The following is a 13480-nucleotide window of genomic DNA, read 5'->3' on the forward strand; positions in this document are numbered from 1 at the left end:
TTCAAGGTTGGATCCGAGTTGTACCGTCCGCTCAAATGCCGGTGCAGCACGCCGAATCCCAAGCCCAACAGCAATCAAAACTGTGGGAGCGGGCTTGCTCGCGAAGGCGGTGGGTCAATCAACCATGATTTAGCTGACCCACCGCCATCGCAGGCAAGCCAGCTCCCACACTGATTTGTGTCTGGACTGAATGCTGTGCCTGGCTCAACTCCCATATTTGGGGTGTATTTCAAGGTTGGAACCGAGTTGTACCGTCCGCTCAAATGCCGGTGCAGCACGCCGAAGCCCAAGCCCAACAGCAATCAAAACTGTGGGAGCGGGCTTGCCCGCGAAGCGGTGGGTCAGTCAACCATGATGTAGCTGATCCACCGCCATCGCAGGCAAGCCAGCTCCCACACTGATTGGTGTCTGGATTGAATGCTGTGCCTGGCTCAACTCCCACATTTGAATCTCCAGTGTGTCTGGATTTTGTGATCAGAACGCAAACCGTCCATCAAACACCGGCTTGTCATCCAGCGCCAAGACCCCGCTGGCGAAAATCAGGTCCAGGTGATGACTGCCTTTCTGCCCGCCGCCAAGGCCCAGGTGCAGCCCGCAATGGCGCTCTTCAAACCCGGCGTTGCGCGCGTACAGGTCCTTCACGCCTTCATTGGTGCCGATCCCCAACTCCTCCACCCGCCGGTTGGACGGGTTGGCGTTCAGGTACTTGTTGAAGTCATCCGCCAGCCCCGGCACGTCGCTGGCCACGCTACAGATGGTCGAGTTCTCGATCCACAGCTCCAGCGGCGACTGCAGCACGCCGTACTTGCGCGCAAATGGGATGGTGCTCAGGAAGGTGCCGACAAAGCGCACCTGGCCACTGATGGCCTCGCTGTGGGTGGCGATCTCGCCGGGTGCCAGGTCGTGGTTGCCGATGCCGTTGATATTGGTCCACTTCTTGATGCTGCTCAGCGGCGCCTGCAGGCGTGAGCCGTGCTTGTCGGTGAAACTTAGCACGTTGGCCTGGGACATGCGCCGGATCAGCGTGGCGTTGAGGTCGGCGATGCGCTGCGGCTCGACGCTGAAGGTGTCGTAGAAGTAGTCGCCGTAGTCCTTGAACAGCAGGGACTTCTGCCAGTGTTCGGCCATCACGCCGTGCAGTGCGCGGATAAAGTCCGGGCCTTCGGCGCGTGGGTTGGGCAGCGTGGAGGAATCGTAGAGGAACAGGTACAGGTCGCAGGCCTCAATGGCCTGGGCCAGGGTGTCACTGGCGGCCAGGTCGAGGCGCTGCACCTGGAAATTGAAACGGGCGGCGCTGCTGTGGGTGATCGCCTGGGCAATGGCGTCGTAGCGCTCGGTATGGCCCAGCAGCACGGTAGGCTGGCTCAGCCCGCCGAGGGCCGGGTGGTGGGCGAGGTAGTAGAGAAAGTGTTCGACGGCGCGGGCCTTGTCCATGACGGGTGTCCTTCTGTGCCTTGGGTAAGGGAGCAGGTGCCGTGCACAGCACCTGCCGGTTGCCTGCCGGGTGTCAGAATGGCCACATCGCCGTGCCGAAGGGTACGACGGCGTCGGCTTGCATCATCTCTACGGCGGCCTCGTGGGTCGGCGCTTCAAACCAATCGTCGAGTTGCAGTTCGGTTTCCAGGTCGTTTTCCAGTGCTTGCATGGTGTATCTCCTAGAGGACGTTGTTTGAGGACGGCTTGCCAACGGGCTTCGCTGGGCAAGTGGGATGAACCTAGGAAAGAGTGTTTCAGAACGCAAAATATTTATTGACACCGTTGCATTTGGATTTTTTCTTCTGTTTTTCCGGGCTGGTTTTTTCTTGAGCAAATACAAGCAGCTGGCGATGCTGATGATGGAGAATTTTCCTATCGACAATTTTTCTTCACCGAACAGCTGTAACGCGAATTTTCCATGCTGTAACGATTAATTTACGACAATGTCGCGGCATTATTGGACCCTTTCTCGCTGTAAGGATTACCTGACAGATCGTCGCACGCCGGCTGGAGGGGCGGCCCCAAGCGGTCGAGCGGTGTACAATGCGCCGCGTTTTACTGTGACCCCCCTTGCGTAACCACGCAAAAGGCCAAGACCTCGGGGTTTACCTACCCTGATCACTCCGCCTGGCCACGAGCCGGACGGGTTCGATTTCGTCACAGATAAAAACAAACAGGTGACGCATGACCGTTAGAAAGACGCTGTACTCCTGGTGCCTGCGCTGGGGTTTGAGCGGCGCTGCTTGAGTCGGTAATTCAAGGCAGCAACCTGCAATCAACATCATCAAACCTTGCGTGAGACCTTTTTCATGAGTGGACCCCATTCCTCTTCAGGCGAGCTGAAACGCGGCCTGAAAAATCGGCATATCCAGTTGATCGCCCTCGGTGGCGCCATCGGCACCGGCCTGTTCCTCGGCTCGGCCGGGGTGCTCAAGTCCGCCGGCCCGTCGATGATCCTCGGCTACGCCATTTGCGGCTTCATTGCCTTCATGATCATGCGCCAGCTCGGCGAAATGATCGTCGAAGAGCCGGTCGCCGGCTCCTTCAGCCACTTTGCCCACAAGTACTGGGGCGGTTTCGCCGGCTTCCTGTCGGGCTGGAACTGCTGGATCCTGTACATCCTGGTGGGCATGTCGGAGCTGACCGCCGTCGGCAAATACGTGCACTACTGGTGGCCGGAGATCCCGACCTGGGTCTCGGCAGCGGCGTTCTTCGTGCTGATCAACCTGATCAACCTGGCCAACGTCAAAGTCTTCGGTGAAGCCGAGTTCTGGTTCGCCATCATCAAGGTCGTGGCCATCGTCGGCATGATCGCCCTGGGCAGCTACCTGCTGGTCAGCGGCAGCGGCGGACCGCAAGCCTCGGTGAGCAACCTGTGGGACCACGGCGGGTTCTTCCCCCATGGTGTCAGCGGTTTGGTGATGGCCATGGCAATCATCATGTTCTCCTTCGGCGGCTTGGAAATGCTCGGCTTCACCGCCGCCGAAGCCGACCAGCCACGCACCGTGATCCCCAAGGCAATCAATCAGGTGATCTACCGCATCCTGATCTTCTACATCGGTGCGCTGGTCGTGCTGTTGTCGCTGACGCCATGGGACAGCCTGCTGGCGACCCTCAACGCCTCTGGCGATGCCTACAGCGGCAGCCCGTTCGTCCAGGTGTTCTCCATGCTGGGCAGCAACACTGCCGCGCACATCCTCAACTTCGTGGTGCTGACCGCTGCGCTGTCGGTGTACAACAGCGGCACCTACTGCAACAGCCGCATGCTGCTGGGCATGGCCGAGCAGGGCGATGCGCCGAAGGCATTGGCCAAGATCGACAAGCGCGGCGTGCCGGTGCGCTCGATCCTCGCATCGGCGGCGATCACCCTGGTGGCGGTGCTGATGAACTACCTGATCCCGCAGCATGCGCTGGAACTGCTGATGTCGCTGGTGGTGGCCACGCTGGTGATCAACTGGGCGATGATCAGCTTCTCGCACTTCAAGTTCCGCCAGCACATGAACCGCACCGGCCAGGTGCCGTTGTTCAAGGCGCTGTGGTACCCCTACGGCAACTACATTTGCCTGGCGTTCGTGGCGTTTATCCTGGTGATCATGCTGATGATTCCAGGGATCCAAGTGTCGGTGTACGCGATCCCGGTGTGGGTGGCGTTCATGGCGGTGTGCTACTGGATCAAGAACAAGCGCAGTGCCGAAGCGGCGCTGGGTACGGCGAGTGCGGCGTTGAAGTAAGCCGTCCCGCCCAAACGGAAAACCCGGCTGCGTGCCGGGTTTTTTGTGGGCGCCGACGGGGTAGACTCGCGCGTCGTGTTTAAACGTTCCAGGAGCGCAGACCCCATGCAACTCACTGATATCGACGGCGGCGCCTTGCAGCGTGACGCGCTGGAAGACCTGATCGACCAGCACGGCGGGCCTCTGCGCCTGATTGGCGTCGACCTGAGTGGCGCTGACCTCTCGCGCATGTCGCTGGATCACTGGGTATTCGAACGCTGCATCCTGGTCCAGACGTCTTTCCTTGGTGCGCGCCTGGAAGGCACGCAGTGGAAAAACTGCCGGGCCGGCCACGCGATTTTCGAGGCGGCAAACCTGTTGGAGGCGCAGTTCCACAGCTGTGACCTGAACAACACCCGCTGGCAGCGCAGCAAGCTGTCCCAGGCGAATTTTGAACACTGCAAATTGACCGGCGCCAACTTCACCCATTGCGCCTCCCTGGGGCTGAGCTTCAGTGAAACCCGCCTGAACAGCGCGTTTCTGTCCGGGTTATCGTTTGCGCGCACCGTGCTGAATAACCTGGACTTCTCCGACAGCGATTTGTCGGACGCTGATTTTCGCAAGGCCGAACTGATCGACTGCAGCCTCGCCCACGCCCGTATCCACGGCGCCAATTTTGCCGGTGCCGACTTGCGCGGTGCGGATTTGAGCGGGTTTCGCCTCAATGATGCCAAACTGTTCAAAGGCGCCGTGATTTCCAAAGCCCAGGCGTCGATGCTGTTATCCGAGTTGGGCTTGTCCGTTGCCTAAGGTTTTTGAGTGATGCTGGTAATTTCCAACAACGTGCACCTGCCCGATGCCGAAATCGAGCTGACCGCCATCCGCGCCCAGGGCGCCGGTGGGCAGAACGTCAACAAGGTGTCGAGCGCGGTGCATTTGCGCTTTGATATTCCGGCCTCGTCGCTGCCGGAGTTCTACAAGGAGCGGCTGCTGGCGCTGCGCGACAGCCGTATCACCAGCGAAGGCGTGTTGATTCTCAAGGCCCAGCAATACCGGACCCAGGAGCAGAATCGCGCGGATGCGCTGGAGCGTTTGGTGGAGCTGATCCTCAGTGCCACCAAAGTCGAGAAGAAGCGCCGCCCGACCAAGCCGACCCTCGGCTCGAAAAAGCGTCGACTCGAATCCAAGACCAAGCGCGGCAGTATCAAGGCCGGGCGTGGCAAGGTCGACTTCTAGGCGTCGCGCGCTTCGCGGGCCTTCGGCGCCTGGCGGTACAGGTACACGCTGAGCAGCAAGCCACCGAGGGCGGCGAGGGCGGCGAACAGGAAGATCGATGCAAAGCCGAAACCTGCCGCCACCGCCCCGGCCAGCGGCCCGGTGATGCCCAGCGACAGGTCGATGAACAGCGAGTAAGCCCCCACCGCCGACCCGCGGCTGGACGCCGGCACCAGATTGACCGCCTCGACTCCCAGCGCCGGAAACACCAGGGAAAAACCGAAGCCGCTCAACGCCGCGCCGGCCAGGGCCAAGTTCGCATCCGGTGCCAGCCACAGCAGCAGCAACCCGAGGATTTCCACCGACAGGCACGCAATCGCCACGCGAAAGCCGCCAATCCGGTTGATCAAGTTGCCGAACAGCAGGCGCGCACCGATAAAACTGGCGCCGAACAGGCTCAGGGCCCACACCGCGTTATCCCAATGCTGGGTGGTGTAATACAGGGTGATAAAGGTGGCGATGGTGCCAAAGCCGATCGAGCCCAAGGCCAGCGCGCAGCCGTGCGGCAGGACCCGGCCCAGCACATTCATGAACGGCAGGCGCACGCCGGCCACGATCGGCGCCGCTTCCTTGTTCCAGGCCAGCAGCAGGCCGATTACCGCCAGCAGGATGATACTGACGCCCATGCTCCACAGCCCCAGGTGGCTGACCAGCAGCACCCCCAGTGGTGCGCCAACCGCCAGTGCGCCGTAGCTGGCGATGCCGTTCCAGGAAATCACCTTGGCCGTGTTCGCCGCCCCCACGCGGCCGATGCCCCAGCCGATGGCGCCCGAGCCGACCAGGCTTTCCGCGCTGCCCAGCACCAGGCGGCCGATCAGCAGGCTGCCCAGGCTCACGGCCGGCAAGCTGGAGAACCACGCCGCGAGCAGCATGAACACGCCGCTCAGGCCGCAGCCCACCAGGCCGATCAGCACGGCGCGCTTGCTGCCCAGGTTGTCGATGATTTTGCCTGCGTACGGACGGCTCAGCAGCGTGGCCAGGTATTGCACACTGATCACCAGGCCGGCGATGACCGCGCCGTAGCCCAGCTCACTGTGGACATAGCCAGGCAATACGGCCAGCGGGATGCCGATATTCAGGTAGCCGATAAAGGTGAACAACACGATGGAAACGACTTGCAGCGTGACCGCCATGGGGCGCTGGGTATCTGGCATGGGAGAGGTCCACTGTCGCAGCAGGTAAAGATAGGCGGCTAATGATACCGGGCTTGGGCCGGCGCAGGGCGCTAAAACGCAAAAACGTCAGGTCGGCACTGCGTCAGGCTTGGGAAGGGGCCAGCAATTGCGTGGTGACCAGGGCCGCCAACGCGTTTTCCTGGGTGCCAAAACGCTTGAGCAGCTTGGCTTGCTTGTCCGCGCTGAGGCGGTTCCACACTTCGACCATCTGCAAGGCAGCGTCGAGTACGGCGGCGTCCGGGGTGTCGGGGAGGGTATCGGTCATGGCAGGTATCTCGGGTGATTCAGGCAGTGTGGAAAGCGCTCAAAGGTGCGCTTTCCACACGGTCTGGTACGGCGTCAGTCCTGGCTTTCGCTGTCGACTGGTGGTGCTTCTTTGGCCTCAGGCTGCTGGTCGCTGGCCTGCTGCGGTGTTGGCTGCTCAGTAGGGTGCAGGCTTGGGAAGGGGAGATTAGGTATCTCGTGCATCGTCGTCGCTCCTCGCAAAGTCTGTTTTTTCAATCGCAGGTGATTCCGCGCTCTCAAAAAGCCTTGGCAGGATACAGCACTGAAAATGACAAAAAGAATTTAATCTCGACCAATGAACGAACTTTCATTGTTTTACGCAAGTGACACGGGGTCACACCTCAGAAGGGCACCTTGCCGAGAATCATGTCGCGGTACATCACAAAATCCCCCAGCAAGCTGTAGAACGGGTGCTGGAAGGTCGCCGGGCGATTCTTTTCAAAGAAGAAGTGACCGACCCAGGCAAAGCTGTAGCCGGCAATCGGCACGGCCAGCAGCAAGCCCAACGAGCCTCTGCCGATGGCATACGCGAGGATGCCGATCACCAGGGTGGTGCCGATAAAGTGCAGGCGCCGGCAGGTGCTGTCGGCGTGCTCAGTCAGGTAATACGGGTAAAACTCGGCAAAGCTGTTGAATCGCTTGACGTTTTCCACGGTGACCGGCCCTTTGATTGTTGTGCCGCCCAACAGATGTTCGGCGGGGAGCTTATTTGAGTCTAGAGTGATCAGTGGTAACAGCCAGTGACAATGGATGCCACTTTAGTATCCTTGGCTTCCTGGCTGCCGTTTGAGCCTGCTTTATTAAGAAGACGCCATGAGCGAACGAACAACTTCTGCAAGCTGGGCGATGGGGATAGTCAAGGCGTTGGAAATCGACGGCCTGGATTGCCGCGCCTTGTTCAAGCAACTCGGCCTGGACTACGCCGCGCTCAGCGACCCCGATGCACGCTTCCCACAAGATTCCATGACCCGGCTGTGGCAGCGGGCGGTGGAGGTCTCGGGCAACCCGGCGATTGGCCTGAACATGGGCAAGGTGGTGCGTCCGGCATCGTTTCATGTGGCCGGGTATGCGTTGATGTCCAGCAACACCCTCGCCGAGGGGTTTATGCGCCTGGTGCGCTACCAGCGGATCATCGCCGAAAGCGCCGACCTCAGTTTCCGCCTGCTCCCCGAAGGTTACGCGCTGATCCTCACCGTGCATGGCGATCACCTGCCGCCCACCCGGCAAAGCGCCGAAGCCTCGCTGGCGAGTGCCCTGGCGCTGTGTGGCTGGCTGACCGGGCGCACCCTGCAACCGCGCAAGGTGCTGCTGCAAGGCGATCAACCGGTGGACCTGGCGCCCTACAAACAAGCGTTCCATGCCCCGCTGGAATTCAATGCGCCGTATGACGCGCTGATCTTCGAACGCGCCGACATGGACGCGCCGCTGCCCACGGCCAACGAGGCCATGGCGCTGCTGCACGATCGGTTTGCCGGTGAGTACCTGGCGCGTTTCTCGGAAAGCCGTGTGACGCACAAGGCGCGTCAGGTGCTGTGCCGCCTGTTGCCACAGGGCGAGCCCAAGCGTGAAGTGGTGGCCCAGACCCTGCACCTGTCCCAGCGCACGTTGCAGCGGCGCTTGCAGGAAGAGGGCACCAGTTTCCAGACCCTGCTCGATGACACCCGTCGCGAATTGGCCGAGCAGTACCTCGCACAGCCGAGCATGACCCTGCTGGAAATCGCCTACCTGCTGGGGTTTGCCGACCCGAGCAACTTCTTTCGCGCGTTTCGCCGCTGGTTCGATGCCACGCCCGGCGAATACCGGGCGCGGTTGCAGGATGCGTCGACGGTCAGTGACGCCAAAATGCCGGAATGCACAGAACAAAGACTGTAATGATCTCCAGTCGGCCCAGCAGCATGCCCAGCGACAGGATCCACTTGGCCGCATCCGGCAGGCTGGCGAAATTGCCCGCCGGCCCGATGGTCTCGCCCAGCCCCGGGCCGACGCCGGACACGGTGCTGGCCGCGCCGGTCAGCGCCGTCATCCAGTCCAGGCCCAGCAGCGACAAGGCCAGGGCGATGGCGCAGATGGTGATAGCGAAGAAAAACGAGAACGTCAGGATCGAACGCACGATTTCTTCGTCGAGGCGGTGGCCGTTGTACTTCTGCTTGATCACCGCCCGTGGGTGAATCAGCTGGTTCAAGTTGGCCTTGAGCAGGATGTAGGCGACCTGGAAGCGGAAGATCTTGATCCCGCCCGCCGTGGAGCCGGAGCAGCCGCCGACAAATCCCAGGTAGAAGAACAGCATCAGCGAGAAGTTGCCCCAAATGCTGTAGTCCCCCAGTGCAAAGCCGGTGGTGGTGACCACCGAGGTGACGTTCACCGCCACATGGCGCAGTGCATCAAGCCAATGCAAGTCGGTGGTCCACCAGTACCAGGTGCCGAGCACCAGCCAGGTCACCACCAGCAAACCGAGCAGGCCTTGCACCTGCTGGTCCTTGATCAACGCACGGCGGTTGCCGCGCAGGGTCGCCACGTACAGGGTGAACGGCAGGCTGCCGAGGATCATCACCACCACCGCGACCCAGTGCACCGCGGGCTGTTTCCAGTGGGCCAGGGATTCGTCGGAGGTGGAGAATCCACCGGTGGAAATCGCCGACATCGCATGGTTGATCGCGTCGAACAGGCCCATGCCGGCCCACCAGAACGCCAGGCTGCCAAGGATGGTGATGCCCACATACGCCGCCACGATCAGCCGCGCCACCATGTGCGAGCGGGGCATGACTTTTTCCGAGCGGTCCGAGGATTCGGTCTGGAACAGGCGCATGCCGCCGATACGCAGCAGCGGCAGGATCGCCACCGCCATGCCGATAAAGCCGATGCCGCCGAGCCAGTGCAGCAGTGAGCGCCACATCAGGATGCCCGGTGACATGGTGTCCAGCCCGCTCAGCACGGTGGAACCGGTGGCGGTGATGCCGGACATGCTTTCGAAGAACGAGTCGGTGTAGCTGATGTGCTGGGTCAGCAGAAACGGCAGCGCGGCGAACACGCACACCACCACCCAACTGCTGACCGTGAGCAAGTACATGTCGCGCGGGCGCAGGTGCACATGTTCGGGGCGGCCGGGAATCACCAGGGCCAAACCGGCAATAAAGGTGATCAGGCTGGCCCAGAGGAACGAGGGCAGGTCACTGGTGCGTTCGAAGATCACCAGGGTGGCCATTGGCACGACCATGGCGATCGCGAGGGTGATCAGGAAGATGCCGATGATGAAACCGATGATGCGTAGGGTCGGCAACGCCATGAAGTTCGCTCGGGGGTTGAGGGTGGCGCCATTCTACCTGCGGTGCAGTGCATGTAAACCGGGGTACGCGCCGCAACGCGGTTCAGCGGTGGGCGCTGGCTTGCCTGCGATAGTGGTGTATCAGTTGATAAGGTAGGACTGATCCACCGCTATCGCAGGCAAGCCAGCTCCCACACGGGTATAAAAAAGGCGACCCGAAGGTCGCCTTTTTCACCGCCGCACTGATCAGAACTCGTGATCAGCGTTATCCGGGTTCAGGTCGCTGATACCCAGCTTGCCTGCGGCTGCTTCAATCGAACCGGTCTGCTTGACCAGTGCGGCGATCGCTTCACGCACGATCTTGTTGCCGGCTTCGTTGCCAGCGGCGATCAGTTGGTCGTAGTGCTCGCCGTTTTTGGCGTGGTCAACCATGACCTGGATCTTCGCTTCGGTCGCCGCCAGGTCAGCCTTCAGGGCGGTGTCGGCAGCTGGATCAGCCTTGGCCACCAGGGACGACAGGCTGGCGCCGGTCAGCTTGGTGCCATCGACGCGGGTGTACTCGCCCAGGTAGACGTTGCGGATGCCCTTGGCGTCGTAGAAATGCGAGTTGTGGGTGTTATCGCTGAAGCAATCTTGCTCGTCTTCCGGCGAGTTGGCTTCCAGCGAAACCTTCATGCGTTCACCGGCCAGCTCGCCCAGGGACAGGCTGCCCATGCCGAACAACATTTTGCGCAGGCCGTCGGTGGCAGGTTCTGCCTCCAGGGTGGCGCGGTAGTTGTCTTCGATGTTGGGTTTCCAGTTGCCGACCATTTCTTCCAGGTCGCTCACCAGCAGTTGGGTCACGGCGCTCAGGTAGGCGCGGCGACGCTCGTTGTGGCCGCCGGTGGCGCCGTCACCTGTCAGGTAGTCCGAGGCAGGACGGTTGCCGGCGCCAGGGCCGGTGCCGTTCAGGTCCTGTCCCCAGAGCAGGAATTCGATGGCGTGGTAGCCGGTGGCGACGTTGGCTTCGGAACCGCCCAGCTCATTGAGGCTGGCGAGTTTTTCCGGAGTGATGTCCTTCACGTCGACCTTGTCTTCGCCGACCTGGATCTCGGTGTTGGCGATGATGTTGGCAGTCGCACCCGGGTTACCCAGGGCGTGTTCGTAGGATTTGTCGACGTAGTCGATCAGGCCTTCGTCCAGCGGCCATGCGTTCACCTGGCCTTCCCAGTCATCAATGATGGTGTTGCCGAAGCGGAACACTTCGCTCTGCAGGTACGGCACGCGGGCGGCGATCCAGGCGTCGCGCGCGGCTTTCAGCGTGTCGGCGTTCGGCTTGGCGAGGAAGGCGTCGATGGCGGTTTGCAGGGTTTTCGCAGTGGACTCGGCATCGCTGTAGACCGCGAACACCATGTCTGCGTAATGCGCGACCACGGCCTTGGCGGCCGCTTCATCGACCTGGCCGGCAGGGGTGGCAGCCGCTGGAGCGGTAGTGCTGGCAGCCGGGGTCGGCGCCTGGGGCGCTGCGGCCTTGTCTTTACCTTCGCCGCAACCGGCGAGAGAAATGGCAATGGCCAGCAGACTGGCGGTGGCCAGGGGCATACGAATCATGGCGAACATCCTGCTTCGGTTGTTGATAGGGCGCGCGGGGGAGCGCAAAAAAGCTGCGACATAATGCGAAAGATTTGCATTTTGTGTAAAGGGTTATACGAGGGAAATATTTAGTATCGATTCGAGCGCTCAGAGAATCACTTCGCTATTACGCTCGGACTGCTTCAAAAAAGCCGCCAACTCCCGGGCCTGCAAGGGTTTGCTGTAGTGATAGCCCTGACCTTCATGACAGCCTTCGGAGATGATGTAGGCCTCCTGCTCAGCGGTTTCCACGCCTTCGGCGATCACTTGCATGCCCAGGCTTTTGCCCAACTGGATGATGGCCCGCACGATGGTGGCATCGTCGTCATCGTCCAGCAGGTCCTGGACGAAGCTCTTGTCGATCTTGATTTTATCCAGCGGCAGGCTCTTGAGGTAGCTCAGGGATGAATAGCCGGTGCCGAAGTCATCGATCGCAATCAACGCCCCGGAACGGCGCAGGCTCAGCAAGTGCTGGGCGGCAGTGCTGATGTCTTCCATCAGGCCGGTCTCGGTGACTTCCAGTTCCAGGCTGCGCGGCGGAAGGCGGTAGATCTGCATCAGGTTGTTGACCACCCGTGGCAGCTCGGCGTGGTGCAACTGCACGGTGGACAGGTTGACCGCCATGCGCAGGCCGACAAAGCCCAGGTCGTGCCATTCGCGCAACTGGCGGCAGGCCTGGTCCAGCACCCATTCACCAATCGGGATGATGGTGCCGTTCTGCTCCGCCAGCGGGATAAACAGGTCGGGCGGGACCAGGCCGTGTTCCGGGTGTTGCCAGCGGATCAGTGCTTCCACGCCGACCACGCGGTGGTCGCGGTAGCTGATCTGCGGCTGGTACACCAGGTGAAACTGGTCGCGACTGAGGGCGTCGCGCAGGTCTTTCTCCAGCTCGCGGCGGCGGCGCATTTCACTGTCGACGCTGGCGATATAGAACTGATAGCGGTTGCGCGAACGGCTCTTGGCCAGGGTCATGGTCTGTTCGGCTTTCTGCAGTAACTTCTCGGTGCTGTCGCCATCTTCCGGGAACAACGTGATACCGATGGTGGCGCGCAGGCGGATTTCCTCGTGATCGAGGGCGAATTCCGCCTCCAGGTCATCGAGGATACTTTGCGCCAGCTCCGCGGCTTCGTAGGGCTGGTCGATATCGGCCTGCACCAGTGCGAACTGGTCGCCACCCAGGCGGGCCAGGGCACCGAGTCGGCCGCTGTGGGCGCGCAGGCGGTCGGCCAGGGCCAGCAGCAATTTGTCGCCGGCCTGATAGGTGAACTGTTCGTTGATGCTTTTGAAGTCATCGAGGCCCACGCACAACACCGCCACGCGGCGTTGGCGACGACCGGCGTCGATCAGGATTTTGTCCAGTTGCTCCTGCAGTTTCTGGCGATTCGGCAGGCCGGTGAGGAAGTCGTACTGGGCCATGCGCAGCAGGCTGCTTTCCGCTTCATGGCGCAGGTGGGTATTGCGTTCGATGGATTCGAGCAATTGGTTGGCGGTATTGATCCACAGCCCCAGTTCGTTGCGCTCATGGCCCTTGAGCTGGGGGATCTTGTGCTCGCTGGGCCGGTCGGGGTTGATCGAGGTCAGGTGTTCGATAATCCGCGACAACGGCTTGGTCAGCAGCCAGTGATAGACCAGGTACAGCACCAGGCCCATGGCCAGGGCGCGCAGCACCCCGGAAATGAAGATGATCACCGAGTTGACGATAAACCCCTGGCCATAGGTGGCGGTGTCGAGGGTGATACTGAGGTCGCCGTAATACTCGCTGTAGGGGCCTTTGCCGACCAGGGGCGTGGTGAAGGTGCGTTCCTGGCCCAGGATCAGGTCGGTCAGCCAGCGGCTGGGGGCCTGCTGCAGGGCGCGGCTCTTTTCCGCCAGCATGGTTTCGTTGGGGTGGCCGATGGAGGCCATGCGCACCGCGTCGTCCTGGAACAGCCCCTCGATGACCTGCATGCCCATCTCGCGGTCCAGGCTGTAGACGGCCTGCGTCGAGGGGTCGCGAAACATGTCGAGGATGCGCTGGGCATCGCCGGCCACGGCCTGGCGCGTCTTGTAGGCATCGAAAACGATCTGCGCCACGCTCAGCGCCACGCCCACGATCAATGCCGACAGCAGCACAACCCGTAGCAACTTCACCGACAAGCTGTTCTTGAGTTCCAGCTTCAAAGGGTCATTCCTTGTTCCATGCGGGT

General features: G+C 61.4%; 12 protein-coding genes. 4 read left to right on the forward strand and 8 right to left on the reverse strand.

The window, feature by feature from the left end:
* Positions 1–474 precede the first annotated feature (474 nt).
* Positions 475–1434, reverse strand: coding sequence for a M29 family metallopeptidase (locus tag BBG20_RS27175; RefSeq protein ID WP_065908939.1), 960 nt, complete (start codon positions 1432–1434; stop codon positions 475–477).
* 73 nt (positions 1435–1507) lie between these two features.
* Positions 1508–1645 (reverse strand): hypothetical protein, encoded by a 138-nt coding sequence (locus BBG20_RS32990; protein ID WP_003175756.1) that lies wholly within the window; start codon positions 1643–1645, stop codon positions 1508–1510.
* A 640-nt stretch (positions 1646–2285) separates the two neighbouring features.
* On the opposite strand from BBG20_RS32990, the gene BBG20_RS27185 reads away from it, so the two are divergent.
* The 3 genes from BBG20_RS27185 (at position 2286) to arfB (ending at position 4922) form a co-directional block, all read left to right on the forward strand.
* A complete protein-coding gene (locus BBG20_RS27185; protein WP_065908943.1) occupies positions 2286–3707 on the forward strand; it encodes an amino acid permease in 1422 nt (473 codons plus the stop codon).
* 105 nt (positions 3708–3812) lie between these two features.
* Positions 3813–4496, forward strand: coding sequence for a pentapeptide repeat-containing protein (locus tag BBG20_RS27190; RefSeq protein ID WP_065908946.1), 684 nt, complete (start codon positions 3813–3815; stop codon positions 4494–4496).
* 12 nt (positions 4497–4508) lie between these two features.
* Positions 4509–4922 carry an alternative ribosome rescue aminoacyl-tRNA hydrolase ArfB gene (arfB, locus tag BBG20_RS27195; protein ID WP_065908949.1) on the forward strand — a complete coding sequence of 138 codons (414 nt, stop codon included), beginning with the start codon at positions 4509–4511 and terminating at the stop codon, positions 4920–4922.
* Here the strand turns inward: arfB and BBG20_RS27200 are convergent.
* The 3 genes from BBG20_RS27200 to BBG20_RS27210 all read right to left on the reverse strand — a co-directional run bounded on the left by BBG20_RS27200 (position 4919) and on the right by BBG20_RS27210 (position 7074).
* Positions 4919–6115, reverse strand: coding sequence for an MFS transporter (locus BBG20_RS27200; protein WP_065908952.1), 1197 nt, complete (start codon positions 6113–6115; stop codon positions 4919–4921). The two genes, arfB and BBG20_RS27200, sit on opposite strands and share 4 nt — an antisense overlap.
* A 103-nt stretch (positions 6116–6218) precedes the next feature.
* Positions 6219–6401, reverse strand: a complete 183-nt coding sequence (locus tag BBG20_RS27205; protein WP_065908954.1) for a hypothetical protein — start codon at positions 6399–6401, stop codon at positions 6219–6221.
* 361 nt (positions 6402–6762) lie between these two features.
* Positions 6763–7074: a DUF962 domain-containing protein gene (locus tag BBG20_RS27210; protein ID WP_065909861.1), complete on the reverse strand. Its 312-nt coding sequence runs from the start codon at positions 7072–7074 to the stop codon at positions 6763–6765.
* Positions 7075–7234: 160 nt separating this feature from the next.
* Between BBG20_RS27210 and BBG20_RS27215 the strand changes: the two genes are divergently transcribed.
* Positions 7235–8293, forward strand: coding sequence for an AraC family transcriptional regulator (locus BBG20_RS27215; RefSeq protein WP_065908956.1), 1059 nt, complete (start codon positions 7235–7237; stop codon positions 8291–8293).
* Here BBG20_RS27215 and BBG20_RS27220 read toward each other — a convergent pair.
* From BBG20_RS27220 to BBG20_RS27230, 3 genes are all read right to left on the reverse strand, one after another.
* Positions 8250–9704 carry a TrkH family potassium uptake protein gene (locus BBG20_RS27220; RefSeq protein WP_065908958.1) on the reverse strand — a complete coding sequence of 485 codons (1455 nt, stop codon included), beginning with the start codon at positions 9702–9704 and terminating at the stop codon, positions 8250–8252. The two genes, BBG20_RS27215 and BBG20_RS27220, sit on opposite strands and share 44 nt — an antisense overlap.
* Positions 9705–9929: 225 nt before the next feature.
* Positions 9930–11273: an imelysin family protein gene (locus BBG20_RS27225; protein ID WP_065908960.1), complete on the reverse strand. Its 1344-nt coding sequence runs from the start codon at positions 11271–11273 to the stop codon at positions 9930–9932.
* 129 nt (positions 11274–11402) lie between these two features.
* A complete protein-coding gene (locus BBG20_RS27230; RefSeq protein WP_065908963.1) occupies positions 11403–13454 on the reverse strand; it encodes a putative bifunctional diguanylate cyclase/phosphodiesterase in 2052 nt (683 codons plus the stop codon).
* Between the last annotated feature and the right edge of the window lie 26 nt (positions 13455–13480).

Origin of the sequence: Pseudomonas aylmerensis, from assembly GCF_001702265.1 — a bacterium.
In the GTDB taxonomy this organism is placed as follows: domain Bacteria; phylum Pseudomonadota; class Gammaproteobacteria; order Pseudomonadales; family Pseudomonadaceae; genus Aquipseudomonas; species Aquipseudomonas aylmerensis.

Coding starts and splice junctions, on each gene's coding strand:
- BBG20_RS27175 (WP_065908939.1), bottom strand. CDS start 1,434: ATGGACAAGGCCCGCGCCGTCGAACACTTTCTCTACTACCTCGCCCAC.
- BBG20_RS32990 (WP_003175756.1), bottom strand. CDS start 1,645: ATGCAAGCACTGGAAAACGACCTGGAAACCGAACTGCAACTCGACGAT.
- BBG20_RS27185 (WP_065908943.1), top strand. CDS start 2,286: ATGAGTGGACCCCATTCCTCTTCAGGCGAGCTGAAACGCGGCCTGAAA.
- BBG20_RS27190 (WP_065908946.1), top strand. CDS start 3,813: ATGCAACTCACTGATATCGACGGCGGCGCCTTGCAGCGTGACGCGCTG.
- arfB (WP_065908949.1), top strand. CDS start 4,509: ATGCTGGTAATTTCCAACAACGTGCACCTGCCCGATGCCGAAATCGAG.
- BBG20_RS27200 (WP_065908952.1), bottom strand. CDS start 6,115: ATGCCAGATACCCAGCGCCCCATGGCGGTCACGCTGCAAGTCGTTTCC.
- BBG20_RS27205 (WP_065908954.1), bottom strand. CDS start 6,401: ATGACCGATACCCTCCCCGACACCCCGGACGCCGCCGTACTCGACGCT.
- BBG20_RS27215 (WP_065908956.1), top strand. CDS start 7,235: ATGAGCGAACGAACAACTTCTGCAAGCTGGGCGATGGGGATAGTCAAG.
- BBG20_RS27220 (WP_065908958.1), bottom strand. CDS start 9,704: ATGGCGTTGCCGACCCTACGCATCATCGGTTTCATCATCGGCATCTTC.
- BBG20_RS27225 (WP_065908960.1), bottom strand. CDS start 11,273: ATGATTCGTATGCCCCTGGCCACCGCCAGTCTGCTGGCCATTGCCATT.